The 23518-nt window shown below is 42.3% G+C and carries 24 protein-coding genes; 12 read left to right on the forward strand and 12 right to left on the reverse strand.

Annotated features, from left to right (window positions below; translation table 11 throughout):
* Nucleotides 1-119 precede the first annotated feature (119 nt).
* From GHNINEIG_RS08595 to hslO, 6 genes are all read left to right on the forward strand, one after another.
* A complete protein-coding gene (locus tag GHNINEIG_RS08595) occupies nt 120-1310 on the forward strand; it encodes a D-alanyl-D-alanine carboxypeptidase family protein (protein ID WP_135796265.1) in 1191 nt (396 codons plus the stop codon).
* A 14-nt stretch (nt 1311-1324) separates the two neighbouring features.
* The gene (locus tag GHNINEIG_RS08600; protein ID WP_135796266.1) at nt 1325-2200 is read left to right on the forward strand and encodes a D-amino acid aminotransferase; all 876 of its coding nucleotides are present in this window, start codon (nt 1325-1327) and stop codon (nt 2198-2200) included.
* A 21-nt stretch (nt 2201-2221) separates the two neighbouring features.
* On the forward strand, nt 2222-2506 hold the full coding sequence (locus tag GHNINEIG_RS08605) for a YbeD family protein (RefSeq protein ID WP_135796267.1): 285 nt from the start codon (nt 2222-2224) through the stop codon (nt 2504-2506).
* Nucleotides 2507-2526: 20 nt separating this feature from the next.
* Nucleotides 2527-3156: a lipoyl(octanoyl) transferase LipB gene (lipB, locus tag GHNINEIG_RS08610; RefSeq protein WP_135796268.1), complete on the forward strand. Its 630-nt coding sequence runs from the start codon at nt 2527-2529 to the stop codon at nt 3154-3156.
* Between the two features lie 96 nt (nt 3157-3252).
* Complete coding sequence (gene lipA / locus GHNINEIG_RS08615) at nt 3253-4266, forward strand: lipoyl synthase (protein WP_135796269.1); 1014 nt, start codon at nt 3253-3255, stop codon at nt 4264-4266.
* A gap of 27 nt (nt 4267-4293) precedes the next feature.
* Nucleotides 4294-5169, forward strand: coding sequence for an Hsp33 family molecular chaperone HslO (hslO, locus tag GHNINEIG_RS08620; protein ID WP_189636865.1), 876 nt, complete (start codon nt 4294-4296; stop codon nt 5167-5169).
* Nucleotides 5170-5274: 105 nt separating this feature from the next.
* Here hslO and yaaA read toward each other — a convergent pair whose 3' ends face one another.
* The 4 genes from yaaA to GHNINEIG_RS08640 all read right to left on the reverse strand — a co-directional run bounded on the left by yaaA (nt 5275) and on the right by GHNINEIG_RS08640 (nt 8297).
* Nucleotides 5275-6051, reverse strand: a complete 777-nt coding sequence (gene yaaA / locus GHNINEIG_RS08625) for a peroxide stress protein YaaA (protein ID WP_135796271.1) — start codon at nt 6049-6051, stop codon at nt 5275-5277.
* A 124-nt stretch (nt 6052-6175) separates the two neighbouring features.
* Nucleotides 6176-6442 (reverse strand): hypothetical protein, encoded by a 267-nt coding sequence (locus GHNINEIG_RS08630; RefSeq protein ID WP_135796272.1) that lies wholly within the window; start codon nt 6440-6442, stop codon nt 6176-6178.
* 138 nt (nt 6443-6580) lie between these two features.
* Complete coding sequence (gene murU, locus GHNINEIG_RS08635; RefSeq protein WP_135796273.1) at nt 6581-7273, reverse strand: N-acetylmuramate alpha-1-phosphate uridylyltransferase MurU; 693 nt, start codon at nt 7271-7273, stop codon at nt 6581-6583.
* A 1-nt stretch (nt 7274) separates the two neighbouring features.
* Nucleotides 7275-8297, reverse strand: a complete 1023-nt coding sequence (locus tag GHNINEIG_RS08640) for an aminoglycoside phosphotransferase family protein (protein WP_135796274.1) — start codon at nt 8295-8297, stop codon at nt 7275-7277.
* Between the two features lie 150 nt (nt 8298-8447).
* Between GHNINEIG_RS08640 and GHNINEIG_RS08645 the strand changes: the two genes are divergently transcribed.
* From GHNINEIG_RS08645 to GHNINEIG_RS08670, 6 genes are all read left to right on the forward strand, one after another.
* On the forward strand, nt 8448-10823 hold the full coding sequence (locus GHNINEIG_RS08645) for an LPS-assembly protein LptD (protein WP_135796275.1): 2376 nt from the start codon (nt 8448-8450) through the stop codon (nt 10821-10823).
* A 106-nt stretch (nt 10824-10929) separates the two neighbouring features.
* Nucleotides 10930-12276, forward strand: a complete 1347-nt coding sequence (locus GHNINEIG_RS08650) for a peptidylprolyl isomerase (RefSeq protein ID WP_223260868.1) — start codon at nt 10930-10932, stop codon at nt 12274-12276.
* A 44-nt stretch (nt 12277-12320) separates the two neighbouring features.
* Nucleotides 12321-13301, forward strand: a complete 981-nt coding sequence (gene pdxA, locus GHNINEIG_RS08655) for a 4-hydroxythreonine-4-phosphate dehydrogenase PdxA (RefSeq protein ID WP_135796277.1) — start codon at nt 12321-12323, stop codon at nt 13299-13301.
* A 5-nt stretch (nt 13302-13306) separates the two neighbouring features.
* A complete protein-coding gene (rsmA, locus tag GHNINEIG_RS08660; RefSeq protein WP_135796278.1) occupies nt 13307-14107 on the forward strand; it encodes a 16S rRNA (adenine(1518)-N(6)/adenine(1519)-N(6))-dimethyltransferase RsmA in 801 nt (266 codons plus the stop codon).
* Between the two features lie 4 nt (nt 14108-14111).
* The gene (locus GHNINEIG_RS08665; protein ID WP_135796279.1) at nt 14112-14960 is read left to right on the forward strand and encodes a symmetrical bis(5'-nucleosyl)-tetraphosphatase; all 849 of its coding nucleotides are present in this window, start codon (nt 14112-14114) and stop codon (nt 14958-14960) included.
* A 7-nt stretch (nt 14961-14967) separates the two neighbouring features.
* Entirely contained in the window at nt 14968-15567 is a 600-nt protein-coding gene (locus GHNINEIG_RS08670) for a hypothetical protein (RefSeq protein ID WP_135796280.1), read from the forward strand.
* 35 nt (nt 15568-15602) lie between these two features.
* On the opposite strand, the gene GHNINEIG_RS08675 is transcribed toward GHNINEIG_RS08670, so the two are convergent.
* The 8 genes from GHNINEIG_RS08675 to thrS form a co-directional block, all read right to left on the reverse strand.
* On the reverse strand, nt 15603-15992 hold the full coding sequence (locus tag GHNINEIG_RS08675; protein WP_135796281.1) for a MerR family transcriptional regulator: 390 nt from the start codon (nt 15990-15992) through the stop codon (nt 15603-15605).
* Nucleotides 15979-16272, reverse strand: coding sequence for an integration host factor subunit alpha (locus GHNINEIG_RS08680; RefSeq protein WP_011371082.1), 294 nt, complete (start codon nt 16270-16272; stop codon nt 15979-15981). The genes GHNINEIG_RS08675 and GHNINEIG_RS08680 overlap by 14 nt, the downstream gene beginning before the upstream one ends.
* Nucleotides 16273-16344: 72 nt before the next feature.
* Nucleotides 16345-18726 carry a phenylalanine--tRNA ligase subunit beta gene (gene pheT, locus GHNINEIG_RS08685; protein ID WP_135796282.1) on the reverse strand — a complete coding sequence of 794 codons (2382 nt, stop codon included), beginning with the start codon at nt 18724-18726 and terminating at the stop codon, nt 16345-16347.
* Between the two features lie 24 nt (nt 18727-18750).
* Nucleotides 18751-19749: a phenylalanine--tRNA ligase subunit alpha gene (gene pheS / locus GHNINEIG_RS08690; RefSeq protein ID WP_135796283.1), complete on the reverse strand. Its 999-nt coding sequence runs from the start codon at nt 19747-19749 to the stop codon at nt 18751-18753.
* 280 nt (nt 19750-20029) lie between these two features.
* Entirely contained in the window at nt 20030-20386 is a 357-nt protein-coding gene (rplT, locus tag GHNINEIG_RS08695) for a 50S ribosomal protein L20 (RefSeq protein WP_135796284.1), read from the reverse strand.
* Between the two features lie 12 nt (nt 20387-20398).
* A complete protein-coding gene (gene rpmI / locus GHNINEIG_RS08700) occupies nt 20399-20596 on the reverse strand; it encodes a 50S ribosomal protein L35 (RefSeq protein WP_011371086.1) in 198 nt (65 codons plus the stop codon).
* A 220-nt stretch (nt 20597-20816) separates the two neighbouring features.
* Nucleotides 20817-21371 carry a translation initiation factor IF-3 gene (gene infC / locus GHNINEIG_RS08705; protein ID WP_135796285.1) on the reverse strand — a complete coding sequence of 185 codons (555 nt, stop codon included), beginning with the start codon at nt 21369-21371 and terminating at the stop codon, nt 20817-20819.
* Between the two features lie 26 nt (nt 21372-21397).
* Nucleotides 21398-23326 carry a threonine--tRNA ligase gene (gene thrS / locus GHNINEIG_RS08710; protein ID WP_135796286.1) on the reverse strand — a complete coding sequence of 643 codons (1929 nt, stop codon included), beginning with the start codon at nt 23324-23326 and terminating at the stop codon, nt 21398-21400.
* Between the last annotated feature and the right edge of the window lie 192 nt (nt 23327-23518).

Raw genomic sequence — 23518 nt, forward strand, 5'->3', positions numbered from 1 at the left:
ATATTCCTCCATTATTTATCCATCCTTAAGCCCTGTTTAATGCCGCTTCCTCTCTTTTGATTTAAAGAGAAGTGTGTTAAATTATTAACATTATTAATAGTATTTAAAGACGCATCTCAATGATTAAAATTTTAGGTTTATTTTTCACTCTTTTCGCAATCGCGTTACCTTCTGCGGCAAAAACAGTTCAATCGCAACCCGTTGCCCCTATTCCGCATGTCGTGCCTTCTGCACCGAAAACAGCGGCGGAAGCTTACATTCTGATTGACTTCAATAGTGGCAAAATCATTGCCAGCAGCCACCCTGAAATGCGCGTGGAACCTGCCAGCTTAACTAAAATCATGACAGGATACGTAGTCATTAACGAATTGGCCAATGGAAACATTCATCTGGATGACATGGTGACTATTTCTCCTAAGGCTTGGAAAATGCCCGGCTCTAAAATGTTTATCGAGGTTGGTAAAAAGGTTTCCGTTAAAAACCTAATCAAGGGAATGGTTATCCAGTCTGGTAATGATGCCAGTGTTGCGCTTGCAGAACATATTGCAGGAAGTGAAGAAGTTTTTGCCGAACTTATGAATAAGTATGCCGCTTCTTTAGGCATGACCGGCACTCACTATATGAACGCAACAGGTCTACCAAATCCTGATCACTATACAACGGCTCATGATTTATCGATTTTAGCCAGAGCATTAATCACTAAGTTTCCAGAAGAATACAAATGGTATGCGCAAAAGAAATTTACCTTTAACGGCATTACCCAATACAACCGCAATAAATTACTCTGGCAAGACCCTTCCGTTGATGGGTTAAAAACGGGTCATACCGAGTCAGCGGGTTACTGCTTGGTCGCTTCAGCAAAACGTGATGATATGCGTTTAATTTCCGTTGTTTTAGGAACTGACGGTGCCAAAACACGTATTCAGGAAAGCCAAAAACTATTGAACTACGGGTTCCGTTTTTTCGAGACGCATAAACTGTATGACAATGGACAACGTTTAAATGATGCACGTATTTGGGAAGGTCAAAAAGATTCTGTTGGACTAGGCTTAACGGATGATCTTTATGTCACCATTCCTCGTGGTCAATACAAAAATTTAAAAATTGAGTCATCCATTCAGCCTGAAATCATCGCCCCTGTTGCTGAAGAAAAACCACTCGGTAAGTTGTTTATCACTTTAAACGGCGACACCATTGAAGAAAGACCATTGGTTGCTTTATCGGAAATTGAAGAAGGTTCATTCTTCAAAAAAATCATTGACCAGATAAAGCTCCTTTTTAAAAGCCTCTTTGATCTTATTGGGCTTTAATTAAGGAATTTTTCATGCAAAAAACAGGGCAAATAGCCTATTTAAATGGCGAATTCATTCCCATAGAGAAAGCACAAATTTCTCCTCAAGATCGGGGGTTTCTATTTGGGGATGGCGTGTATGAAGTGATCCCTGTTTATGGCAAAAAGCTCTTTACGTTTCAAGACCACTTGGAGCGACTCAAAAACAGCTTAAAGGCCACTTCTATTCTAAATCCTTTAGAGGACGATGCTTGGGAGCGCTTGTTACAAAAATTGGTCGATATGCATCCTTGGAAAAACCAGTATATTTATTTACAGGTCACACGAGGTGTGCAAATGCAAAGAGACCACTTGCCCGCCGACTGCTTATCGCCAACACTTTATGCTTACACGAATGAGCTCAAACCGGTTTCAGAAGCCATTATCAATCAAGGCATAAAGGCAGTTACCCTGGACGATATTCGCTGGCTTCGTTGTGACATTAAAGCCATCACCTTATTGCCAAACATCATGATGAAGATGGCAGCTAAAAACCAAGGGGCAGACGATGCCATTCTTATCGACCGGGATGGATTGGTCGCAGAAGGCACTTCCAACAATGTTTTTATTGTGAAAAACGATGCTTTATTCACCCCTAAAAACGGATCACGTATTCTTCCAGGCATCACGCGCTCTGTCATTCAATCCTTAGCGGAGCAACATAGTCTTCCCCTTTCGGAAACGGATATAACTTTAAGCGACTTAGAAAATGCAGATGAAATCTGGCTGACCAGCTCAACCAAAGATGCTCTTCCGGTGACGGAACTGAATGGTCATCTCATCGGTCAGGGTAAACCCGGACCTGTCTGGCAAAAAATTCAGCAGTATTTCGAAGAAACCAAACAACAGTTTATCCAACAGTTAACTTAATAAACAAACGAGTATCCTTTTATGACTGTCGATTTACATACCCCCGATAAAGAATCGTTAATTGATTTTCCGTGTGATTACAAACTGAAAGCCATGGGAAAAAACAGCGGCACACTGGTTGAAACCGTCTATGAAATCACCAAAAAGTATGCTCCAGATGCTTCAAGAGACAATATTTACATCAAGGACTCAAAAGGTAGACACTTTATTTCAGTCAATATTACCTTTCACGCCACCAGTTTAGAGCAGCTACACAATATCTATGGTGAATTAAAACAACACCCCGAAGTTCTAATGACATTGTAAATTGTTACAGCCACGTTGAAATGTCTCTTCAAATCAAATATCTAGGGTTACAGCCTTATGAGTCCATCTGGGAAGCGATGCAACGTTTCACAGATGAACGCTCCGACAGCACACCTGATGAACTTTGGGTAGTGGAACATCCCCCGGTTTTTACACAAGGTTTAAATGGTCAAGCCAAACACCTTCAAGCCTTTGCGTTGCAACAAAATATTCCCATTATACAAACGGATCGTGGCGGGCAAGTCACCTATCATGGCCCAGGCCAAATCATTATCTATGCTCTACTCGATTTAAAGCGCGCTCAACTAGGGGTTCGTGATTTAGTGCATCGAATGGAAAACGCCATTATTGAGTTTTTGCGCAGTTTAGGCATTTCAGCCCAAGCTCGACCAGACGCTCCTGGGGTTTATGTAGAGGGTCAAAAAATCGCCTCTTTAGGACTCAAAATCAGAAAACAAAAAAGCTATCATGGATTGGCGCTCAATCTTGATATGGATTTAACCCCTTTTAGCTGGATTACACCTTGCGGCTTAGAAGGAATACAAATGACACAGGTCTCCCACTTTATTCAACAACCTGATCTACACACTAGCCAAACGGCGCTGGTAAAAGCATTGTGTCATCAATTGCAACCCGAAATCAGTCCTTAATTCAGCTATCTTTTAGCCGTCTGCTATTGATGGTTTCTTGAATAAATCCCACTAAGCTCTATAATAACTTCTTTATTTTATTTGGCTTTTCAGTTTATGAGTACTCCCCAATACCAAGAAGTTTCTCTCGATTCGATTTCCGGACTGCAAAAAAACAGTTTGAAAGCGCGCAATGAATCCATGTCGAAAGGGGAATACAAAACCAAATCGCTGAAAAACCGCCCAGACCCTACGCAACCTAAGCTGAAGAAACCCAGCTGGATCAAAGCCAAGCTTCCTTCAGCCAAACACATTGGTCGTGTCAAAGAATTGAAACAAGTCTTACGAGAACAAGGATTGAACTCGGTCTGCGAAGAAGCTTCCTGCCCAAACCTCGGAGAATGTTTTGGGCATGGCACCGCGACGTTTATGATTATGGGACATATTTGTACTCGAAAATGCCCCTTTTGCGATGTGACCCATGGTCGCCCCAACCCTTTAAATCAAGATGAACCTCGACATCTGGCAGAAACCATTCACGCTATGAATTTAAATTATGTAGTCATTACGTCGGTAGATCGTGATGACCTTCGCGATGGTGGCGCAACGCATTTTAAAAATTGTACACAAGCCATTCGCGACAAAATGCCTGATATTCAAATTGAAACACTGGTGCCTGATTTCAGAGGTCGACTGACAGTGGCGCTGGATATTCTGGCACAACAAGCGCCCGATGTTCTAAACCATAATTTAGAAACGGTGCCTCGTTTATATGAAGAAGCTCGTCCAGGGGCAGATTACCAAGCATCTTTAGACCTGTTAAAACGTTTTAAAAAATTGGTTCCAGAAACCAAAACCAAATCCGGTTTAATGGTGGGATTAGGAGAAACCTTCGATGAAATTTTACAAGTCATGCGTGATCTTCGAGCCCATGATGTTGAAATGCTGACGGTGGGACAATATTTACAACCTTCCGATTTCCATTTAGCGGTGCAACGATACTGGACTCCAGAAGAATTCAAGCAACTGGAACAAGCAGGCATGGAAATGGGGTTCACCCATGTTGCATCAGGCCCAATGGTACGTTCTTCATACCATGCCGACTTACAAGCGCAAGGTCAATTTAGTTAACTCTCTCTTTAAGCAGGATTAATCATTATGCAAGACCATATTCAACGCTTCCTTTTTAAAGACCTGAATATTCGAGGACAGCACCTCCAAATTGACCAGGCCTGGCAAAAAATGATTTCAGAACGTCATTACACGCCTGAACTGACCAAGGTGCTTGGTGAATTGACTGCTATCGCGATTATGTTGGCGAATGGCATGAAACATCTAGGCAAAGTCTCAATCCAAGTCCAGGGAAGCGGTCCGGTTAATCTGCTATTAGTAGAGGCGACTCATGATTTGAAGATTCGGGGTGTGGCAAAAACCAACGCCGCATTGACAACCCAATCCTCTTTGGATGAGTTGTTGGGGGATGGACAAATCTTGGTGACAATGGAAAACACGCAAACGCAAAGCTTTTTCCAGTCTTATGTGCCGCGCGAAGAAAACAATATAGCCAAAGCATTTGAAACGTTTTTGAGCCAATCAGACCAACAGCCGTCCAAATTATGGCTCGCTGCCAATGACACAGGCGTGGGTGGCGTTCTGATTCAAAAAATGCCGACTACAGATGATCATGATGAAGATGGCTGGGAGCGTATCCATTTACTCACGGATACTGTCACCGATGAAGAACTCATTGAGCTTGAAGCAGAACCGTTACTGCACCGACTCTTTCATGAAGAAGTGATTGAACTTTACACACCAGAGGAAGTGAATTACGACTGTCCGCAGGACAAATCCAAAGTGGATGATATGATCTTATCTTTAGGCGAAGCTGAAGCACGCAAAATCTTAGAAGAACAAGGGGAAATCGTGATTCACAATGAAATTTGTAATTTTCATTTACGCTACACTAAAGAAGATATTGATCAACTTTTTAACGAGGCCTCTTCTGAGGCTGACTCCAGCCAGACTTTACAGTAAACAACGCATCAGGTTAACTGACACGAAAAACCGCCAGGCCTGGCGGTTTTTATTGAGCAGGTTTTTATTAAGCAGGCTCTTGCTGAGCACACCAGTAAATCGAGCCTAATCTGTTTGCTTTCGAGTAAACACCCAGTCTTTCTCGGATGATAAATCTGGCGCAAACTGATAACCATCATAATCAAAATATTTTAAATCCTCGGCTTGCTCAACCTGATTGACCGCCGCATAGCGAGCCATGAGTCCACGTGCACGTTTGGCATAAAAACTGATCATCTTATATTGACCGTTTTTCCAATCTTTAAATTGCGGCGTGATAATATCGGCATTCAATTGCTTTTTCTTAACGGCTTTAAAATATTCATTGGAAGCTAAATTCACCACAATATGGCAGTTCTGCTCTGCTAATTGTTGATTCAACAATTCTGTAATTTGATCATCCCAAAAAGCATACAAATCTTTGCCTTTAGCATTTTGAAACTTCGTCCCCATTTCCAAACGATATGGCAAAATACCATCTAGCGGCTTTAACAGCCCATATAAACCAGACAAAATACGTAAATGCGTTTGTAAATAAGTTAACTCCTTAGGGGCTAAAGAACTCGCTTCCAAGCCTTGGTAAACATCTCCTTTGAACAGCAATGCCGCTTGCTTTGATTGTTTGTCATCAAAAGGATATTGCCATGCTTGAAATCGCTCATAATTTAACTCGGCTAACTTGTCACTCAAATGCATTAGTTGTGCAACATCGACTGGTCCAAGCTGTTTAAGTTCATCCATCAACTGCTTGGCTTGTTGCCCAAAGGCCAACGATGTTTTTTCGATTTGTTCCGGCGCGGGCGTTTCATCGAGTGCCTTAGCGGGAGAAACTAAAAACAACATATTCTTTCCTTTATTATCAACACCAGGACCTCAAAAGCAGTCCTTATTCCATCTGAAAGTATTGTAGCGCCAAAAAACAAAAAGGGAAGCAAGCTTCCCTTTTTACAACAGAATCCGCACTTTTTTATAAACTGTCAGGCGTAATGCCCTGAGCCTCTAAGAAGTGGCGTAATTTGGTTACATCTTCCTTACTTGTCAGTTCATGCGCATGGTGCGGCAAACTTAAAATTAACTCTGCATCGTCTAGAATGATATGGGCTCTATTGGCATTCGAAACATCAATTTTAGCGCCAAAATGCTCTAATGTTGCGGCTAATTTTTTCCAATCAATATTACTTGCGATTGGGTGGGAAAACACTTTTTCGATAATAACTTTATGCTTATGACTCATTCATTTTCCTAGCGTACATGTATATTTAACAATTAGGTTTGTTTTAACTTCAAAGTCGGTTTTTAACCTCCTTCATCTATTAATATACGCTTGCTATGACAAAAGCCAAGTCAAATTTTTCTATCACAACAATTAATTTCAGTAATTCTCTCGTGCAGCCTCTAAACGTTCAAGGGTGCCAATGTCATCCCACCGACCAGAATAGATTTCTCCTGTCACTCGACCGTCTTTCATCGCATCTCTTAAAACAGGGGCTAACGGAATAACACCTGGTTCGAGACCGGAGAATAAATCAGGGTGCAACAAACTGATGCCTGAAAAGGTATAATCTCCAGTAATCATCACTTTTCCGTCTTTATCCAAACCAAAATCTCCCTGCGTTTTAAAGGAAGGTGTGGGCACAAGAATTAAATGCGCCAAACTATCTTTTGGTAAGGTTACTTGTGCCAATGCAGCAAAATTAAAATCGGTAAACACATCCCCATTCACTACTAAAAAAGGCTTTTTACCATCGGTTAATAGTGGCAAGGCTTTCACAATACCACCAGCGGTTTCCAACCCCCCTTCCGGTTCGGGAGAATAAGTGATTTGCATTTCATAAGATGCTCCCGTGCCCAATTTATCTTCAATCATCTGACCCAACCAGGCATGGTTAATCACTACTTGTTGAACCCCTGCTTGAGATAAGGCGTGCAGATGATATTCAATCAAAGATTGACCATGAATCTCTACCAATGGCTTCGGCAATTCATCGGTTAAAGGACGCAACCGATTGCCTCTGCCCGCAGCCAGAATGATCGCTTTATAGTTGGATAATGATTGATGCTCCAAACTAAGCCCCTCTTTCCATTGCCGGCAACACTTTGGACTCTAACAGACGAACCAATGATTGGGTTTCTGGGTACCGTTGTCCAACTTCAAAAACATAATTCAAAGTGGTGGGAATGTCATTTAAATACCCTGCTTTACCATCCCGGTGATACAAACGTGCAAAAATACCTGAGGCTTTTAAATGGCGTTGAACGCCCATGAGATCCATTGCCTTCACGAATCCTGACCAATCCTGTTTGGATACCATATTGGCCTTGGCTAACAACAAGAAATATTCACGCTGCCACTCAACAACCTGCTCTTTAGGCCAAGTAATATAGCAATCGCGTAACATCGAAATCGCATCATACGTCAACGGTCCTTTCACTGCATCCTGAAAATCTAAAATGCCCGGATTGCCTTCAGACACCACCATTAAGTTACGACTATGATAGTCACGATGCACATAAGCTTGTGGTTGATTACGCGCCGAATCACTCAACCGTTTCTGCAATTGGAACCAGTGTTGTTGTTCCGATGTCGACAGCCTAATATCGAGATGCTCAGCCAGCAACCAGTCGGTGAATAAATTCATCTCTGTGTTCAGTAAATCAACACTGTATTCAGGCAGCGTCTTAGCGTCCACTTTGCCCTTTACTTGCAACGTCACTAGCGCTTGCAATGCATCTCGATATAACGCTTCGGCGGATTGTTCCGTCAACTGAGACAAATAAGTGTCATTTCCAAGATCTCTTAGCAATAAAAACCCTTGCCGCAAATCCTTCTCCAACACATCGGGCACGGTTAATCCCATCTGACTTAACTGCACCGCGATGCGCACAAATGGTTCACAATCTTCATGTTCAGGAGGGGCATCCATAATAATCACGGTAAAAGACTGACCGGAAATCGGAGTAACCGAAATGCGGTAATATCGTCTAAAACTGGCGTCATTTGAAGCGGGTTCAGGTTGGGTAAAATCGGTGTTTTCTAAAAATTTACAGGTATTTAGCCAGCTTAGTAATTGCTGAAATCGTTCAGTCATGTTGTTGTCTCAATTCTTCGGTGCCCGTTTGTTTAAACTTATCTCCGCTTCAGAGAAACGGATGTCATATTTTAATGGTTGAAAGGTAACTTATCCCAGTTCTTTCAGGTAAAATACCTAAATTATTCATAATTCACGATTTAAAGCTGGATGTCAATTCGCACTCATTCATTTTTGCTACTTTTTTCTTGTCTCATCTTGTGGGGACCACTGTTTGCGAAGGCGGCGGCCAATGAAACACCTCTCTCGCCACTTGCCACATCTAATCAAACCAAGCCGGAGTGTTTACCCAACTGGATTGCGCCCCCTCAACGCATTCCCGACAAAACTTCATTAAGTTCTTCACAATCCGATACCTTACAACAACCGAACGCTCTTACCTACAAGCTGACCGGAAATGTGGTGCTAAAACAGCCAGGCCTGGTGGTTTTATCCAATCATGTACGCCTAAACCGCCAAACACAAGAGGCGAATATATTCGGCCAAGTGCAACTTCACCGTAAGGACTTAATTGTCACAGGGCGCACCGCTCATATTGACCAACAAGCCAAAACAGCCCAGATCAAACACACTCAGTTTCAGTTTACCGCCAACCGCTCGCACGGCACAGCGAAGCAAGTCGACATCAACCAAACAACGCAACTGGCTCAACTGGACGATGCAACGTACACCACCTGCCCGATTGTTGAATACAGCTGGCAAGCACGTAATGGCAATATCGTCACCGATACCAAGTACGACTGGGAACTCGACTTTGATCGATTGGACATTGATAACAATCGTCGCCGAATTTACGGTTATAACACCTTTTTGTACTTCCAAACCATTCCGGTATTTTATACACCATACATCGATTTTCCTATGGATGATCGTGCCAGCGGTTTTTTATTCCCGACCATTGGAAGTTACCGATCACTCACGCGTGAAACGGCTGAAAATTATGTTGCGATTCCCTATTATTTCAACTTAGCGCCTAACTATGATGACACCTTAACTGTGCTCAAAATGCAAGACCGCGGCTGGGTGGTCGAAAATGAATTCCGCTATTTAAAACCCGGCCACAGCGCTGAACTGACCTTAACCGGATTGAATGACCAAGTCACTCAAAAAGAAGGATTGAGTTATATTGATGCCAGCGGACAACCGGCTTATGGCAAAAAAATTGATCAGCGCTGGCGCGGAAAACTTATTGCCAACCAACAATGGGGTTCTGGGCTCTCAAGCAACCTGCTCTGGCATGAAGTGTCGGATAAATACTTTTATACTGATATTCCAGTGGAATCGGCTTTAGACACAGTGTCTTATACACCGCGTTATGCTAGCCTGAACTATGCCAAAGGTAATTTACAAGCGGGCGTCCAACTGTTGGATTACTTACGCTTGAGAGAAACGGCGCCTTACAACTATGAAAAACGACCCGAAGTGACGCTAAACTACTATCACCCGTTTCAATCAGGCTTTCTTGAAAACACCAGTGTGAACTTAGCGGCCGAATCCACCGAATTTCAAATTTCAACCACTGGACACACCAAGCCGGAGGCGCTAAGAACTGTATTAGCACCGTCAGCTCAATACAATCTCCTCAAACCCTATGGCAGCTTGAAAGCCGAAATTGTCGCCAATAAAGTTAACTATTTCATGCAAGACAATGGGTTCAACAATACTGGAAGCCCAGAGCATAATATCAATGTCCCTCAATACGCCTTAAAAGGCGGGCTTATCTTTGAAAGGGACTTTACGGTGGGCGACACAGCCATGGTTCAAACACTTGAACCGGAGCTGCAATACTTGTATGTACCGTATCAAAAGCAATCTCAAATTCCTTTATTCGATACCGTCTATAAAAGTTTGGATTTCAGTAACCTATTCACTTACAATCGCTTTTCAGGAATGGATCGTATCGGCGATACCAACCAGGTTTCAGCGGCGTTATCCACACGTTTCTTAAAACAAGATGGTCGCCCAATAGCGGAAGCAGGGATTGGGCAAATCTTTTACTTAGCAGACCGAAAAGTGACCCTCAACGACACACCGACTCAAACAGAACTGGCGCAGAACACAGCCCATATGTCGGATTACTTTGTCAAACTTGGCATGACAGTTGGCCCTTTTCAATTTGCCTCGACCAGTCAGTATTCTTATCACAATTATGAACTCACCAACGCCAACAATCGCTTAAAATACGATATATCTCCTCGCTTTAAATTTTTAATGACCAATACGATCACCAATAATAACTTACCCGGTGAACAGGAAGACTTGGCGGCGGGACTGAACTGGCAAATCAATGATAAATGGGCGCTTGGCAGTTACATCAATTATAACTTTACGCAGGAGCGTAAAACAGAAGTTCAAAATGCGTTACGCTATGACAGCTGTTGCTGGGCTTCAGAGCTGTCTGTTAAAGAAACACAACTCGATAATGGCCTGTATAATTACAGCATCCAATATTTAATCGAATTTAAAGGACTCAGTTCGGTCGGAACCCCGTTTAAAAAATATTTAAATAATAAGCTGAATTTTTAATCGATTTTGACAAGCTGTACTGCAAACGTAACAATAGCTTAATGATGTTCTTTGAACACCCTTAACCATAATAGATCTAGGCAAAAATATTTTATTTATGAAAAAAATGACTCCCACAAATTTGTTTAAACTGATTAGTATTCTTTTTATTCTCACGCCCTTTTTTGCTTGGTCCGCACCGCAAATGACTTTGATTGACCGAGTCGTTGCCGTCGTCAACGATAATATCATTTTAAAAAGTGAACTGGATGCGGAAGTCAATCTGGCCAAACAAGACTTGCAGGCCCGAAACATTCCGGTGACCAACCCTGAAGAACTTGCATCAAAGGTCCTGGACAAGATTATTTTAGAACGTTTACAACTGCAAAGAATTAACCAACTGGGAATCAAAATTGCAGATGATGAGCTCTTTGCTCAGATTCAGGACATCGCTAAACAAAACAATCTAACCGTTGCAGAGTTACGTGATCGTTTAAACCTGTCTCAAAAGAACGGGTTTGAAAGCTTTCGCGAACGTATTCGCCAACAAATGCTCTTCCAAAAACTGCGCGAAGTCGAAGTCCTGTCGAAAACACAAGTCACTGAAGATGAAGTCTCAAACTTTATTCAACGACAAGCTTTGGTACAAAGTGATGTGGAGTATCATTTAGGTCATATCATGGTGAGTTTACCCGAATCAGCCACACCTGCCGAGCGTGATGCGTCTAAACAGAAAGCACAAGACATTTTACAGAAAATCCGTACTGGTGAAGACTTCAGCCAAATGGCTGTGCGTTATTCAGAAGGAAGTAAAGCCCTACAAGGGGGAGATTTAGGTTGGTTGGGAGTCGATCAAATTCCTACTTTCTTTAATGATGCATTAAACCAACTGGAAGTCGGTGAAACCAGTGCTGTCATCCGAAGCCCCGTTGGCTTCCATATCATTCAACTACAAGGTAAACGAAACAAAAATAGTCAAATCGTTAAACAATACCATCTTTATCGGTTTATCCTTTTATCTCAAGATGCCCGCAACAAGCAGCAACCGAGCCCAACATTGGTTAAATTAGCTGACAGTTTGACCAGTTTAGAGGCCTTTAAACAACTGAATGAAAAATATTCTGACATCCCTGCTTCGGTAAACGCTAATGGGAACTTAGGTTGGCAAACTGCCAAAGAAATGCCACCGGAATATTTTCAAGCCATTGAAAGCCTCCAGCCTGGTCACGCAGCCAAGCCTTTTGCAACAGAACAAGGATGGGTAATTCTTTTCTTGGATGGCGTTCGAGATCAAGACTTGTCTTTAAAAGACAAACGTAAACAAGCGATGCAAACATTACGCATGAAAAAAGCCAATGAATCGTATGAAATTTGGCTACGCCGACTAAAAGATGAAGCTTTAATCGATATTCGACTTGAAGATCCTGAAATCATGGAAAAACAACCAAGTCATGAAGAAGCACTCTCTAACTAAGCACGCATCGTTTAACAACTGAAAACAAGGAACCTTTATTGCTTATGCACCGTCTAGTGATTACCTCGGGAGAACCCGCGGGCATTGGCCCAGAACAGGTCATACAATTAGCGCAACAGGATTGGGATTACGAGTGGGTTGTCATTGCCAATAAAACTCTGTTAACAGAGCGTGCGGCTCAGATAGGGCTCCCAATCACGCTGATCACTTTCGATGCTTCTCAGCCACCTTGCGCTAACCGGACAGGTGAACTTAAAGTCATTGAAATACCGCTACATGCTCCGGTTGTAGCAGGTCAGTTAAATGTCAAAAATGCAGATTATGTTCTAAAGATGCTCCATACCGCTATCGACACCTGTCAAAATCAGACTTTTGATGCCATGGTAACCGGTCCTATTCATAAAGGGATCATTAACCAGGCCGGGTTAAAATTTACCGGGCATACCGAACTGTTGGCAGAAGCGACAGGCACAAAGCAAGTCGTCATGATGTTAGCCACACCAGGGTTAAGAGTCCCGCTCGTTACGACACATTTACCTTTAAAAGAAGTGCCTGATGCCATTACACCTGAATTATTGGAAAGTGTGATTCGAATTTTACACACCAGTTTGAAACATCAGTTCCAGATAGAGTCTCCCAAGATTTTCATTATGGGACTCAATCCGCATGCAGGAGAAGAGGGTCATTTAGGACGAGAAGAAATTGATACGATGAACCCTGTCATAGCATCATTGCAATCTGAAGGCATGGATTTAATCGGCCCTCTTCCAGCCGATACCATTTTCAGCCCAAGCAATTTAAAAGTGGGAGACGCGTTTCTCGCCATGTATCATGATCAAGGGTTACCTGTTTTAAAATACGTCGGGTTCGGCAATGCCGTCAATATCACGTTAGGGTTACCTTTTATTCGCACCTCAGTTGATCATGGAACTGCACTGAACTTAGCCGGCACAGGCCAAGCAGACATTAACAGCTTCCGCTATGCAATGGATGTGGCACTGGAAATGACAGGCAAGGACACTTAAACCAGATGGCAAAACACCAACACAAAAAACGCTTCGGGCAAAACTTTCTGAATAATGACCGAATCATTCAGCAGATTGTCGCCGCCATTGCACCCAAGCCAGATCAACACCTCGTTGAAATCGGTCCGGGAGAAGCGGCTCTAACAGGCCCTCTTTTGGACATCGTGAAAAAGCTCGACATCATTGAAATCGATAATGACCTGATAGGCCCTCTCACCCAACGTTTCAGTCACAATCCAGCCTTTCATCTTCACCATACTGATGCTTTATTATTTGATTATAGTCAACTCATAGAGACGGACACAGAAACACCGTCTTTGCGTATTGTCGGGAATCTTCCCTACAATATTTCCAGCCCTTTGTTATTTCATTTATTGGAATACGCACGCTATATTCAAGACATGCACTTCATGTTGCAAAAAGAGGTTGTAGAACGTATTACAGCCCAGCCAGGTGTAAAAGCGTATGGTCGACTTAGCGTCATGATTCAATACACCTGTGAGACCGAATACCTACTGACTGTCGGTCCTGAAAACTTTACGCCCCCACCCAAGGTAGACTCTGCTATCGTCCGTTTACGTCCTTTTGAAAAAAGACCCTTCCAGGCAATCGACGACAAAGATTTTGCTAAACTGGTCAAGCAAGCTTTTTCACAAAAACGCAAAACTTTACGAAACAACCTGAAAGGCTTTTTAAATGACGAACAAATTGAGGCGTGTGGATTAGACCCTTCCGTTCGTGCAGAAAAAGTCCCTGTAGAGGCATTTGTTTTACTATCAAATCTTTATCACAAGGATAAGGCTTAAGAGTATGGCTAGCTATGTTATTGGAGATTTACAAGGATGCTATGAGGAACTTCAAGCATTATTAAAACAGCTCCAATACAACGAAGAAACCGATTTTTTATGGTTTGCAGGTGACATTGTTAACCGAGGTCCAAATTCTTTAGCCTGTCTAGAGTTTGTCAAACGACTGCAAGAACAAAATAAAGCGCAAATGGTCTTAGGCAACCATGACTTCCATCTACTCGCAGCTTATTCTGGACTGGAGACATATGTTTCCAAGTCTGACACTCTGGCAGAAATTCTCCAAGCACCCCATGCACTGGATTTAATCGATTGGCTTAGACATCAACCTTTGATGCTAAAGCATGATTTTCTTCCCATTGCGATGGTTCATGCTGGCATTCCGCCGCAATGGACAATTAGCGAAGCGTTAAGCTATGCAAAAGAAGTCGAAACAGTTCTACAATCAGATTCATGGAAAGATGCCATCAAACACCACCTGTTTGGCTCAGATGCCAAAACATGGTCAGATACGCTCGATGGCTGGGAACGAATTCGTTATATTGTGAACGCTTTTGCACGCATGCGATATTGTAATGACAAAGGGAAATTAGACTTTAAACAAAAAATGTCGCCTAATCCAAATGAACAAACCAAGTATCAACCTTGGTTCAGCCATTCGAACCGTAAAAATAAAGATTATGAAATTTTTTTCGGACACTGGTCAACTTTAGGCGCATTAGATGCTTACAATATTCATTCAACCGATACAGGGTGTTTATGGGGCGGAGAATTAACCGCTTATTGCTTAGAAGACAATACCCGGCACACCCTCAAATGCAAAATGAACTGCAAACCTAAAAAAAGGTCTTAATAAGATAATGGCAGAAAACATCAGCGATCAAAACGAACAACTGCAAGAAGATATTCCACTGAAACCGCAAACGCCAACAGCTGAAGAAATGTTGGAACGACTGCATGCGGTGGATGTGGAAGATTTTGATTTAGAACAGAGAACCAATGAGCTCAAAGGTAATAATGCCTGGCTGTTTGTCTTAACGATGCCCGCCACGGCTATTTTATTGGTTCTTTTTACTTTATTAGGGACCTTTCTGACTGACCATTTTATTATTAGCTTTATCCTCTCGGCTGGCGTTTTATTCGTCATTGGAAAAATGATTGATCAGTATGAACAAAAGTTCAAATACCAGGCTCGTTTGGATATCATGCAACGAATAAAAGAAACGGAAACGGACGCAGGCCTCATTCCACACTTTCGCGATTTCTTGCCCAAAAAATACCGTCATCTTTGGCAAAGTTTAAAAAAACAGAATTATATCTATATTGATCAATATATTGCAGCACTGACTCTATTGCAGCAAAGACTGGATGATGACAAGTTTATCCGCGTTTGGCGTTTAAAATATCCTGAAACGGCTCCAGATGAAGAAGAAGAGGATTTAATGGAGGCGCCAAAATAGTAGAAGTAAACGCCTGACCGAGTGTCATAACGAAACTAATACCGCTGGCTGATATAGGTTTGAAATTCTTTCAATTCTGAACGAATCTGACGGAGCGTCTTTAATGCACTTTCTGCTTCAGAGGTCTCAGCTGCTTCAACCACGCCATCTGCTTTACTCAAGCGCGCTTTGGCTCCTGGGATAGTAAACCCTTGTTCATGCAACAAGGATTTGATTTCAAAAACCAATTGTACATCACGTTTTTGGTAATAGCGTCTACCACGGCGTTTGTTAGGCTGAAGCTGGGGAAACACCTGCTCCCAATAACGCAACACATGAGATTTCAATTGGCAAAACTCACTCACTTCGCCGATGGTAAAATATTTTTTATCCGGCAAATCGATTTCTAACTGCTTTTGAGAATCAAAAGATTTAGGCTGTACCATAGTTATCAATTTGAGCTCGTAGTTTTTGTCCAGGTTTAAATGTTACCACTCTTCGAGCAGAAATGGGAACATCTTCACCTGTTCTAGGATTTCTTCCTGGGCGCGCACTTTTATCTTTCAGTTCAAAGTTTCCAAAACCGGAAAGCTTAATCTGCTCCCCTTTGACGAGAACTTCAGACATCTCATCATAGAACTGTTCCACTAATTCTTTTGATTCGCGTTTATTAAAGCCAAACTTGTCGGATAAAGTTTCTGCAATATCTGCTTTCGTTAATGCCATATGACTGCCCTTTTCTATTATTCTTTTTGAATTAAACTTATAAACCAAGTCTTACAAAAAATAACGCGTCCGTTAACGTAATTCTGCTTTTACTTGCTCTTTTGCTTTTACGATTACTTGTTCGATTAACTGATCGACTTCTTCATCTTGTAAAGTACGATCCTGGTGTTGGATCTTAAGCGTCAACGCAATACTTTTCTGCGTCTCTTCAATCCCTTCACCTTGATAGATATCAAAAATTTCAACCGCCTTTAAAATATCGGATTGAACGCTTTCAATCGCATCCAATAATTTTTGTACTGGCAGCGCTTCATCCACAACAAATGCTAAATCTCGTTGCACCTCAGGAAATTTAGAAATCGGCTTGGCGGCAGGCACTTTGGTTTCCATGATTGTCGCTAAATCCATTTGGAATAAAAAGACTTTTCCTGACACGCCGGTAGATTTAACCAGGCCTGGGTGAAGCTGCCCCATCAAACCAACCGTTTGGCCATTTAAAATTAAGGCCGCAGACTGGCCAGGATGGAAAATGGCAAACTCGGCCGGTTCAAAACGCACTTTGTCTTGAACATGACTCATTGCCAACAAGGTTTCCACATCGCCTTTTAAGTCATAAAAATCAACCGGACGATTTTCACCAGACCAGTTGGCAGGATTCAAGTCTCCTACTATTGCTCCGCCAATAACGGGAGTTTGTTGTGTTTTATCATGGTAGCGTGTAAACACCAAGCCTGATTCAAAAATACGAATTCGATTTTGTTGACGTTTCTGATTATAGGAAATCGTTTGTAACAACCCTGGGAACAAAGTGGTTCTCATGGCTTTCATGTCATCTGAAATCGGGTTCTGCAAACAAAGATACGGAATATCCGGCATCATGTTCTGCTGTAACTTCTCTTCCACAAAAGAGTAGGTCACAACTTCATGGAAACCTCGATTTACTAACGCTTTGCGAACTAAATATAATTCTTGTTCAGATTCAGGCAAAGTCGGCAAGCGCATTGGCGCCTGCACTTCCGTTTCAGGTAAATTGTTATACCCAAATACTCGACCTACTTCCTCAATCAAATCCGCCTCAATTTCCATATCAAAACGATACGACGGTGCGGTTAAAGCCCAACCCGAAGCGTTTTTTTCCACTTTAAAGTGTAAGCGTTTAAAAATGGCTTCCACATCATTATCTGCAATCTCAACACCTAATAATTTTGCAATGCGCTCAGGGCGTAATTGAATGGCTTTTGGTTGATGGAGGTTCAAGTCATTGATGGCCGAAACCACATTTGAAACTTGTCCGCCGGCAATTTCAGTAAACAATTGCAATGCACGCTCAAGCGCCTTTTCAGGCAAAAAGGCATCCACCCCTCTTTCAAATCGGTGTGACGAATCGGTATGTAGACCATATTGGCGCGCTTTCCCGATAATACTCAACGGAGCAAAGTGCGCACATTCGAAAAAGAGACGGGTTGTCGTATCTGAAACCGCTGAATGCAATCCGCCCATAATCCCTGCTAAGGCTACGGGTCCCTTTTCATCGGCAATGACCAATGTATCAGCCTTTAAAGCCAGCTCTTTTTCATCCAGTGTCATCAGTTTTTCGTCTGGATGTGCCATGCGAACCTGAATAGTGCCTTGAAGCTTGTCAGCATCAAAAGCATGCATCGGCTGCCCTAACTCAAGCATCACATAGTTGGTGATATCTACTGTCAGATTTTTCGGTGAAATACCTGCTCGTTCAATACGTTGCTTCATCCATAAAGGGGTTTTAGCGGTGGTATCGTAACCTTCTACCAAACATCCTAAATATTTAGGGCAGCCATGCGCATCAACGACCTCAATGGACTGAGAACAATCGCCTGACTTATCAACCGTTATATTTTCAAAAGGTTGTTTGAATGGCACATTACCAATCGCAGCGACATCTCTAGCCACGCCCGCAATGCTTAAGCAATCGGCGCGGTTTGGCGTCAAATCCACATCAATCACCTGATCATTTAAATCCAGGTATTCACGTAAATCCATTCCAACAGGTGCATCATCCGGTAATACATGCAGACCATCTACGCCATCATCCGGTAACCCAAGTTCACTTGCGCCACACAGCATGCCGTTTGAAGGCACACCGCGTAACTTGGCTTTCTTAATCTTAAAATCCCCTGGTAAAACAGCACCAACGGTAGCACAACAAGCTTTCATTCCTGCGACAACGTTTTTAGCTCCGCAGACAATCTGAACAGGCTCATCTGCTCCGATATCGACTTGAGTGACATTCAATTTATCAGCATCGGGATGCTTTTCAACCGAAATAACTTTGGCCACCACCACATGTGTAAAGGCCGGAGCAACTGGCTCAATCCCATCGACTTCCAAGCCTGCTAAACTTAATTCTTCTGCTAGGGTATTGGTGTCCCATTCAGGGTTCACCCATTCTCTTAACCAACTTTCACTTACTTTCATATTTTATCTCGCCAGGCCTGGTAATTATTTGAACTGTTTTAGAAAACGTAAATCATTTTCAAAGAACTGGCGTAAATCGGTCACGCCATAACGGAGCATTGCTAAACGCTCTACGCCTAACCCAAATGCCAAACCGGTATATTTTTCGGAATCTACCTCGACATTCTTAAGTACATTCGGATGTACCATGCCGCACCCCAACACCTCAATCCATCGACCATCACCAAATAAGTTAGTGGCGATATCCACCTCGGCAGAGGGCTCTGTAAACGGGAAATAAGAGGGTCTAAAACGCACTTTAAGATCTTCATCCTCAAAGAACTGTCGTAGGAATTCTATAATCAAGGTTCTAAGCTGTGCAAAGCTGGCATTTTCTTCGATAATCAATCCTTCAACCTGATGGAACATCGGTGTATGCGTTTGATCAGAATCACAGCGATACACTCGTCCTGGCGCGATGATTCGCATCGGCGCATCTTTCTCTTCCATGGTACGAATCTGAACCCCAGAGGTGTGTGTTCTTAAAACCGTATTTTCATCGAAATAGAATGTATCGTGCATCGCACGAGCAGGGTGAGTCTCAGGAATATTAAGGGCTTCAAAATTATGCCAGTCATCTTCGATTTCAGGTCCGGTCGCAACATCAAAACCAGCTTTAGAAAAAATCGTTTCAATTCGACGTAAAGTACGGGTTACCGGGTGTAACCCTCCAGTATCCAGACCTCTTCCTGGCAAAGAAACATCGATGGTTTCACCAGCCAGTTTCGCGGCTAAAATCGCCTCTTCAAGCTCGGCTTTTTTTTCAGATAAATAGGTTTGAACCGACTGTTTCGCTTCATTAATGATTTGCCCGGCTTTAGGACGCTCTTCTGCTGAGAGCTGACCAAGCGTTTTCATCATCGCTGTCAGTTCCCCTTTTTTACCGAGGTACTGAACACGGATCTCATCAAGATGCACCAACTCAGAAACCGAGTGGATGGTTTCTTTTGCTTGCGCAACAATAGCTTGCAGTTTTTCTTGCATGATCTAAAAGACCTTTAAATATTTAAATTGAGGTATGTCAGAGGTCGTTATTTACTCTTGAAGGTAAAAACGGTGTCGGCTTATGAGAATCAACCAACCTGCCCTGTATTAATTTATTTTTAAAGTCACTTACAGCAAGTGATTTTAAAAATAAAAAAGGAGCTCTAGAGAGAAACAATCTGCCCAACCCTTGTTTAAAGCGCTTTGATAAAAAGCCAATAAACACCTTTTGAACAGTTTTGAATCCTTCCAAAGCTCCTTAAAATGCTTTAGATAATATCTATGCTAATGCAGCCTTTGCTTTTTCTACAATTGCAGAGAAAGCAGCCGCGTCATGAACGGCGATATCAGATAAAACTTTACGATCCACTTCAATCCCAGCTTTGTTCAAACCAGAAATGAAACGGCTATATGTCATACCATTTAGACGTGCTGCCGCATTGATACGCGCAATCCATAGACGACGGAATTGACGTTTTTTGTTACGACGGTCACGATAAGCATATTGACCAGCTTTGATTACAGCTTGCTTAGCAACACGGAAAATCTTTTTACGAGCTCCGTAATACCCTTTTGCTTGCTTTAATACTTTGTTATGTCTTCTGCGCGCAATTACGCCTCTTTTTACTCTTGCCATCAGTCAATCTCCTTATGCGTATGGAAGCATGCGGCGAACCATTGCCACATCGTTATCATGAATCATGCTTGCAGCACGTAAATGACGCTTACGCTTAGTTGATTTCTTGGTCAAGATATGACGAAGATGCGATTGCTTACACTTAAAACGGCCTGAACCGGTTTTCTTAAAGCGCTTTTGAGCACTTTTATTTGTTTTCATCTTAGGCATTGCTAAAACTCCATTCCAGATAACCCCAGTTTCCCAAGATCATCATCAGTTTTGACGATGTTTTAAATCAATTCAATTTAAAACGCTTAACAATAAACAGCACTGAAGAGCTGCACCGGTAATGACTTTTGCAAGACCACCCCAGTTATTGCTTTTCCCTTTTTACTTGAGGGGCAAGATTCTAAAAGGCTGTTTTTATGTAAACAGCCTTCATTGAAATTTATTGCTTTTTGATTGGCGCAACCATCATTTGAAGTTGTCGCCCTTCCATCTTCGGCATTTGCTCAACAGTCGCAACATCCTGAATGTCATCACGTACACGCTCTAACATTTTCATCCCCAGTTCTTTATGCGTGATCTCACGCCCTCTGAACCAGATTGTGACCTTAACGCGATCGCCATTGTCCAAGAATTTCATTAGGTTACGCATCTTAACATCGTAATCCCCTTGTTCCGTTCCTGGACGGAATTTAACTTCTTTGACCTGAACCTGCTTTTGCTTTTTCTTCGCTTCATGTTTCTTTTTTTGTTGCTGGTAAACATATTTACCATAATCCATAATGCGACAAACAGGTGGGCTAGACTTTGCCGAAATTTCAACTAGATCCAACTCGGCTTCTTTCGCGACGTCTAAGGCCTCTTCAATTGAAACAACCCCTCTTTGCTCTCCATCCGCATCAATTAAGCGAACTTCTTTAGCAGAAATATTTCCGTTGATATTATCCTTAGGTGCTTCTGGTTGTTGCGGTCTTCCACGACCTCTTCTAACTGCGATAGCTTTATCTCCTGATTAATAAAAAACTATGATTCAACGATACGACCCAAGTGAGAAACGTCTTCAGACAGATGATCAATCAATTCTTCAAATGAGAAGCTGCCTAAGTTTTCACCCCCACGGGCACGTACATTCACGGTACCATTTTCCATTTCTTGGTCACCGACCACTAAAATGTATGGCACACGCTGTAAAGTATGTTCGCGAATTTTAAACCCAACCTTCTCATTTCTCAAGTCCGATTCGGCTCTAAACCCATGTTTTTTCAATTTTTTAGCGAAATCGGCTACATATTCATTATGCACATCCGCAATTGATGCAATAACAAGTTGAGTAGGCGCTAACCAAGTTGGGAACTTTCCTTCATAATGCTCAACCAAAATACCTACAAATCGCTCAAGTGATCCTAAGATCGCACGGTGAATCATCACCGGATGATGCTTTTCATTGTCAGCCCCAATATAAACCGCGTTCAAACGCTCTTCCTGTGTCATCGAGAAGTCTAATTGAATCGTTCCACACTGCCAAACGCGCCCAATACAGTCTTTTAATTGAAATTCGATCTTAGGGCCATAAAAAGCCCCTTCCCCTGGCTGTAATGCGTAGTCTAATTTGGCATCTTTCAAGGTTTGTTCAAGCGCTTCTTCCGCCAAATCCCAAACATCATCTTCACCCACACGCTGCTCAGGACGAGTTGAGAATTTCACTTGAATATCATCAAACCCAAAGTCGGCATAAGTGTTAAAGACCAAGTCAATACACGCCTGAACTTCTTCTTTAATTTGCTCAGGGGTACAGAAAATATGCGCATCATCCTGAGTAAAGGAACGCACACGCATTAACCCGTGCAACGTTCCAGATGGCTCGTTTCGATGCACCAAACCGAACTCCGCTAAACGGATCGGAAGATCACGGTAACTGCTTAAATTATGGTTATACACTTGAATGTGACCAGGGCAGTTCATTGGCTTAACGGCATAATCACGATTTTCCGTTTCAGTCGTAAACATGTTATCTTTGAACTTATCCCAATGGCCGGACTTTTCCCATAAGGTACGATCCATAATCAATGGCGTACGAACTTCTTGGTAATCATTTTCAACCAACTGCTGACGCATATAGTTTTCAACCACGCGATAAAGCGTCGACCCTTTAGGGTGCCAAAAAGCCATTCCGGGTGCCAACTCATCCACATGGAATAAGTCCAGCAACTTACCTAACTTACGATGGTCACGCTTTTCAGCTTCTTCCATCATATGCAGGTAATCTTTTAATTCTTGTTTGTCAGCAAACGCCACACCATAGATACGTTGCAGCATTTTATTATCTGAATTGCCGCGCCAATACGCACCGGCCACATGTGTCAATTTAAAGGCTTTAATAAAACCCATATTCGGGACGTGCGGCCCACGACACATATCAATGTACTCTTGATGATGATACAAACCAAACTCGGTTTCGTCTGGCATGTCTTCAATTAACTCAATCTTATAGTCTTCCTGACGCTCTTTAAAAATGGCTAACGCTTCTGCACGCGGTGTCATTTTTTTAATGACTTCATATTTTGTTTTGGCCAGCTCTTTCATACGCTTTTCGATTTGCTTTAAATCTTCCGGCGTAATCTTTTCTTCCATGTCGATATCGTAGTAAAAGCCATTTTCGACCACTGGCCCAATCGCCATCTTAGCATTCGGATAAAGCTGCTTAAGCGCATGCCCTAGTAAATGAGCACAAGAGTGACGCATGATGTGCAAGCCATCTTCATCCTTCAGTGTAATCAACTTAAGCTCTGCATCATCTGTAATTAAATCACCAGCATCTTTTAATTGGCCATTCACACGACCAGCGATCGTTGCTTTGGCCAATCCTGCTCCGATATCCGAAGCAACTTGCATGACAGTAACGGCATCTTCAAACGCTCTTTTCGAGCCATCCGGCAAGGTAATGATAGGCATATGATTTAACTACTCTTTATATCTTTAAAAATTTTTAAACAAAACTTACAGAATTTTCAGAATCCTGGGTTCTCTCAATGACTGGCAGCCTTTCGTCAGACCAAGCAATCAACTTTTTTCACGAAGCAAAAAATTATAGCATAACAGCCCAATAATAATTGAATTTTATTAGCCTATTTAAGCGGTAACATC

Source organism: Hydrogenovibrio crunogenus (genome assembly GCF_004786015.1).
Lineage (GTDB): Bacteria > Pseudomonadota > Gammaproteobacteria > Thiomicrospirales > Thiomicrospiraceae > Hydrogenovibrio > Hydrogenovibrio crunogenus.

Excerpts from the sequence above, each read along its gene's own strand:
- GHNINEIG_RS08595 (WP_135796265.1), top strand. The coding sequence starts at position 120 with ATGATTAAAATTTTAGGTTTATTTTTCACTCTTTTCGCAATCGCGTTA.
- GHNINEIG_RS08600 (WP_135796266.1), top strand. The coding sequence starts at position 1,325 with ATGCAAAAAACAGGGCAAATAGCCTATTTAAATGGCGAATTCATTCCC.
- GHNINEIG_RS08605 (WP_135796267.1), top strand. The coding sequence starts at position 2,222 with ATGACTGTCGATTTACATACCCCCGATAAAGAATCGTTAATTGATTTT.
- lipB (WP_135796268.1), top strand. The coding sequence starts at position 2,527 with ATGTCTCTTCAAATCAAATATCTAGGGTTACAGCCTTATGAGTCCATC.
- lipA (WP_135796269.1), top strand. The coding sequence starts at position 3,253 with ATGAGTACTCCCCAATACCAAGAAGTTTCTCTCGATTCGATTTCCGGA.
- hslO (WP_189636865.1), top strand. The coding sequence starts at position 4,294 with ATGCAAGACCATATTCAACGCTTCCTTTTTAAAGACCTGAATATTCGA.
- yaaA (WP_135796271.1), bottom strand. The coding sequence starts at position 6,051 with ATGTTGTTTTTAGTTTCTCCCGCTAAGGCACTCGATGAAACGCCCGCG.
- GHNINEIG_RS08630 (WP_135796272.1), bottom strand. The coding sequence starts at position 6,442 with ATGAGTCATAAGCATAAAGTTATTATCGAAAAAGTGTTTTCCCACCCA.
- GHNINEIG_RS08640 (WP_135796274.1), bottom strand. The coding sequence starts at position 8,297 with ATGACTGAACGATTTCAGCAATTACTAAGCTGGCTAAATACCTGTAAA.
- GHNINEIG_RS08645 (WP_135796275.1), top strand. The coding sequence starts at position 8,448 with ATGTCAATTCGCACTCATTCATTTTTGCTACTTTTTTCTTGTCTCATC.
- GHNINEIG_RS08650 (WP_223260868.1), top strand. The coding sequence starts at position 10,930 with ATGACTCCCACAAATTTGTTTAAACTGATTAGTATTCTTTTTATTCTC.
- pdxA (WP_135796277.1), top strand. The coding sequence starts at position 12,321 with ATGCACCGTCTAGTGATTACCTCGGGAGAACCCGCGGGCATTGGCCCA.
- rsmA (WP_135796278.1), top strand. The coding sequence starts at position 13,307 with ATGGCAAAACACCAACACAAAAAACGCTTCGGGCAAAACTTTCTGAAT.
- GHNINEIG_RS08665 (WP_135796279.1), top strand. The coding sequence starts at position 14,112 with ATGGCTAGCTATGTTATTGGAGATTTACAAGGATGCTATGAGGAACTT.
- GHNINEIG_RS08670 (WP_135796280.1), top strand. The coding sequence starts at position 14,968 with ATGGCAGAAAACATCAGCGATCAAAACGAACAACTGCAAGAAGATATT.
- GHNINEIG_RS08675 (WP_135796281.1), bottom strand. The coding sequence starts at position 15,992 with ATGGTACAGCCTAAATCTTTTGATTCTCAAAAGCAGTTAGAAATCGAT.
- GHNINEIG_RS08680 (WP_011371082.1), bottom strand. The coding sequence starts at position 16,272 with ATGGCATTAACGAAAGCAGATATTGCAGAAACTTTATCCGACAAGTTT.
- pheT (WP_135796282.1), bottom strand. The coding sequence starts at position 18,726 with ATGAAAGTAAGTGAAAGTTGGTTAAGAGAATGGGTGAACCCTGAATGG.
- pheS (WP_135796283.1), bottom strand. The coding sequence starts at position 19,749 with ATGCAAGAAAAACTGCAAGCTATTGTTGCGCAAGCAAAAGAAACCATC.
- rplT (WP_135796284.1), bottom strand. The coding sequence starts at position 20,386 with ATGGCAAGAGTAAAAAGAGGCGTAATTGCGCGCAGAAGACATAACAAA.
- rpmI (WP_011371086.1), bottom strand. The coding sequence starts at position 20,596 with ATGCCTAAGATGAAAACAAATAAAAGTGCTCAAAAGCGCTTTAAGAAA.
- thrS (WP_135796286.1), bottom strand. The coding sequence starts at position 23,326 with ATGCCTATCATTACCTTGCCGGATGGCTCGAAAAGAGCGTTTGAAGAT.